The 3,485-nt window shown below is 63.2% G+C and carries 3 protein-coding genes; 1 reads left to right on the top strand and 2 read right to left on the bottom strand.

What is annotated here, in order from left to right; translation table 11 throughout:
- Positions 1-196 precede the first annotated feature (196 nt).
- Complete coding sequence (locus tag GY937_20375) at positions 197-1,348, top strand: acyltransferase (protein MCP5059067.1); 1,152 nt, start codon at positions 197-199, stop codon at positions 1,346-1,348.
- Here the strand turns inward: GY937_20375 and GY937_20370 are convergent.
- Both GY937_20370 and GY937_20365 read right to left on the bottom strand, forming a co-directional pair.
- Positions 1,345-2,640, bottom strand: coding sequence for a hypothetical protein (locus GY937_20370; GenBank protein MCP5059066.1), 1,296 nt, complete (start codon positions 2,638-2,640; stop codon positions 1,345-1,347). The two genes, GY937_20375 and GY937_20370, sit on opposite strands and share 4 nt — an antisense overlap.
- A gap of 278 nt (positions 2,641-2,918) precedes the next feature.
- A complete protein-coding gene (locus tag GY937_20365; GenBank protein MCP5059065.1) occupies positions 2,919-3,338 on the bottom strand; it encodes a serine hydrolase in 420 nt (139 codons plus the stop codon).
- Between the last annotated feature and the right edge of the window lie 147 nt (positions 3,339-3,485).

Below are 3,485 nucleotides of genomic sequence, written 5' to 3'. Positions count from 1 at the left end.
GGTGACAGTCTGTGCGGTAGAATCCGGCTTCATGAAGGGGCCCTTGTTGAGGGGAAACGGGTGTCGCAACACGTTTCTACCGCAACTGGGGCCTTCTTCAATTCAAGAACGAGACTTCTTCATGAATTTTCCGGGCTAGACTGCCGCCCAGGTTCGGGTCCTCGATATGGGGGGTCGGCGAAAGGGCTTGCAGAGCATGCAACCTGTCGAAACAGCGGATCGGATCGGCGAGCTGAAACGGATGTTTCGTGGGCGGCCCCTCTCGACGCTGGATTCAGGCGGTCGGGACAACAACTACAATTTGTTGCGGATGGCGGCCGCCGTCGCGGTCATCGTCACTCACAGCTATGCGTTGAGCGGTCGATCCGCTTCGGAACCGCTTCGGGCCGCTTACCCTGATCAAGAACTAACCATCGCGAGACTGGGCGTGATGGTGTTCTTCGTAATCAGCGGTTACCTGGTGACCAAGAGCTTTGTCTCACGGGGCAGCGTGGCCCAGTTCGTCGAAGCGCGAGTGTTGCGGATCTATCCTGCCCTGATAGCAGCCGTCCTCGTCAGCCTGGCGATTGGCGCGTGGGCCAGCCCATTGCCCCTCGAGTCGTTCCTGGCGCACAAACAGGTCACCCGGTACTTCCTGGTCAATACCACCATGCTGCACTATCAGGTGGAATTCTTCCTCCCGGAAGTTTTCTGGGATCTGCCGAACAGGATCGTGAACGGCTCCCTCTGGACGCTTCCGTCCGAGGTGCGCATGTATGTCTTTGTCGGGCTACTTGGCGTGCTTGGCCTACTGAAGACGCGCTTGTTGTTTCTGATGGCCCTGCTCGGGTTGGGCGGCCTATGCCTCTCGAATCCGGCGCTTGCGTCCAGGCTGGTCGGAACAACGTACCTGGCGGTCTACTTTGCCGCAGGTGCGTTTTGTTTCCTGTTCCGAACCGCCCTCCCAATCAGCACGCCGCTCATGGCGCTTTTCTCGCTTCTTGCCATCGCGGCGAGTGGAACACCCTTCTTCAGACCGGGAGTGCACATCGCCGTGGTGTACGGAACGTTCTGGTTCGCATACGTTCCGGGCGGAATCCTGCGTAGCTACAATCGAATCGGAGACTACTCCTACGGCACCTACATCTATGCCTGGCCGGTTCAGCAGCTGATCCTCACGAACAGCCCAGGCGTGACCCCGCTGCCCCTGGCGGCATTCGCCACACTGGCGACCCTGCCCTTTGCCATCGCGTCGTGGCACCTGCTCGAGCATCCCGTGCTGCGGCTGAAAGGGCGCACCTGGATCTCCCGCATGGCCGGAACCCGCGGACGACTGATGGCGATGATCTTGGCGCGGAAGAACCGCTAGCGCGGCGAAGTCGCCGTCTCTGGCAAGTCAAACGAGGCCGGCAGAAAGGGAACCGTTGGCAGCCCACCCGGGGGGCGTCTCCTCGGATTTTCGTCGCGTTCGTCCCAGCCAGCTCCCGACTCCAGTCGTCGCAGGCTGCCTTCGGCGGCCAGGAGTTCGTTCAGGAACAGAACCAGATCGGGCCGATCGTCCGTGGGGAACTCCAAGGTAAAACGCCGATCACCCAGGTAGGCCTCGACGACACGCGGCTGCTTCAGCGCCTCCTCGACCACGGCCGCGAGGCGGAGCACCTCTTCCGGGTCCGGCTCATCGATGTCGAGGGGCACTGGAACGATGATGGCGTCGCCATTCACGAAGACCTGGCGCGGCCGGTAACCCTGCTCGATCACCATCGCATCCAGGGCTGGCAGGCGCTCGACGATGATCGCGTGATCGAGATCGGGACGCACGCGCAGGGTCAGGTTGCGCAGCGCCGTGGCGTGCTTGTCCAGCCAGCCCGCCGCCCTGACACCCGGATGTCCCTTCTCCGGTCGCCGGTCGGAAAACCCGGTCCCTGGTGGAAAGATGCCGCCGCCCGATCGGGAGCACGGATCGCCATAGTGAGGAGGGGAGCCCCGACGTGGAGAACCTCGAGCCCGCCAGGCTTCGATCTTCTTCTCCAGTGATCGGCGGCACTCGCGCCCTCCGATCTTCGCAGCCTCAGGATCACTCAGCCTCACCAAGGTGCGGGAGATCGCCCAGCGAACGTTCTCGCGGTTCTCGCCATCGAGCAGTTCGACGAGCGTGTTGGCAGTTCGATTCCGATCCAGGGAGGCGAATGCGTCAAGCGCTTCGCCAAATCCAGCAGGGTCCCCCTTCTCGATGCGACGACGGAGTACGCGTTCGAGACGCATGGAGGGAATGCCCGCCGACCCCATCGTCCTCGCATAGCGAATCAGTGCCTCTTCCGGAGCTGGCTCCCGCTCGAAACGCGCATGGTCCGGTCTGGCGCCGCAGGTCGCGAGGCGCATCCACAAAAGGTCGCGTCCCGGATGCGCGTTCTCCCCAGGAATCGCCTCCCGCACCCAATCGCACAGGGCCAGCGGGTCGAGGCATGCGTCCAGCAGATCCGCGTGGGCAAACCGCAGCCAGTGCTCGGGCCTCCAGGACCGAGGAGGAGTCTGCGGTGACGAAGGCAGCCGGCGAAGCGAAGCCAGGGTCGCGGCACGAACATCCTCGTCGCCCCGACATAGACGGTGGGCCAGGTAGCCGCGAAGGGGGAAGCTGAACACGGCGCGATTCAGGTCCGTCACGCTGAGCCGAGGATCCGCCGGACCCACAGCGAGGGGGGGCGTCGTAGAGGGATGCCGGGATCGGTGGGAGCCCTGATGAGGAATCCGCACCTCGGGCCTGAGGGGCCACGAGCGTGAAGAGGATCAGAAGCCAGGGTTCGACGCGACAGGAACGGCAAGGCATCGCTACAGCTCCTCATCGATCCACCACCCACTGGTCTTGACACCTGGAAGGCGGAATCGATTCAGGGTGCAGCCAACCCGACTCGGCGGAGAGGCGTGGCTGCGAAACCCATGCGTCACCTCATCTTCGCGAGGTCGACGGCAATGGCCCGCCACAGGGCGAGGGATTCGCGGGTTGGCTCGAACCCGTTGCGTTGGAAATCCCGGTTCGCGGAGTGTTTGGCGATCACGAGATTGCTGTTCGGATCGACGTAGATCATCTGGTTGTAGACGCCGAGCGCCATGAAGTCGCCCTTCCAGTCCTCGGGGAGCCACCATTGGTAGCCGTAGCCCATCGTGTTTTCGCTTCCGGGCTTCGGGCCGGGCATCAGATGCGGGGCGTCCGGGGTGGTGGACGCGGCCACCCAATCCGCGGGCACGATCTGCCTGCCGTTCCAGCGCCCCCGATGGAGGAAGAGCCGGCCGAACCGGGCAAAATCGCGAAGGCTTGCGTTCAATCCGCCGAAGGCCATTCCCATGCCTGTGCCGTCGATCATCCAGTACTGTTGGCGATCACGAGAAACCGTAGAAATCTGATCATCTAGCCGTGGTCGCGCGCGAGTGCTGGTTTCTCGTCAGAACGGCGAATCGGTGTCGGTCGGATCGGTGTCGAGTTCGCGATCGAGAGCCGCGAGGTAGTGTCT

The sequence above is a fragment of the bacterium genome (assembly GCA_024228115.1).
In the GTDB taxonomy this organism is placed as follows: domain Bacteria; phylum Myxococcota_A; class UBA9160; order UBA9160; family UBA6930.
The sequence above is the reverse complement of the archived record's forward strand: the minus strand, read 5'-3'. Positions and strand labels throughout refer to the sequence as shown.

Bases quoted from the DNA above. Each gene is read 5' to 3' on its own strand.
- GY937_20375 (MCP5059067.1), top strand. From the start codon at position 197: ATGCAACCTGTCGAAACAGCGGATCGGATCGGCGAGCTGAAACGGATG.
- GY937_20365 (MCP5059065.1), bottom strand. From the start codon at position 3,338: ATGATCGACGGCACAGGCATGGGAATGGCCTTCGGCGGATTGAACGCA.